The sequence below is a fragment of the Bartonella sp. AA81SXKL genome (assembly GCF_042196945.1).
GTDB lineage: Bacteria > Pseudomonadota > Alphaproteobacteria > Rhizobiales > Rhizobiaceae > Bartonella.
Map to the genome: position 1 here is coordinate 338 of NZ_JBHIRH010000240.1, position 375 is coordinate 712.

The following is a 375-nucleotide window of genomic DNA, read 5'->3' on the forward strand; positions in this document are numbered from 1 at the left end:
CATAATAATTTACCCTTTTATCGATATAACTTTATATTGATCCAATGGTTAACAGAAGTGACTAAAACCTTTGCACGAATGACACCTTAAAGTTACGACCAGGCTGGCTGTAATAATCCTTTGGTGTTGAACTTTTTCCATCAGGAAGGTCTGATACATTCCAATATTTTTCATTGAAAAGATTATAAATACCAGCTCTTACAACAAGGCCTTTTTTATCGAACGGTTTCCACCAACCAGATACATCAACAACCTTGTAGCCCGGAATTTTTTGATAATCAGAACCTTTAGCGACTTTATCACGTTTAGCAGACGAAGTAACCACAACATCTGCCCCCCAAGTGTCTTTTGCATATCCTACTCCAATAATCGCTT

At 37.1% G+C, this 375-nt stretch carries 1 pseudogene; it reads right to left on the minus strand.

The window, feature by feature from the left end:
* Positions 1-61: 61 nt before the first annotated feature.
* Positions 62-375 (minus strand): annotated as a pseudogene (locus tag ACFINZ_RS10840) (TonB-dependent heme/hemoglobin receptor family protein); the annotation flags it as partial.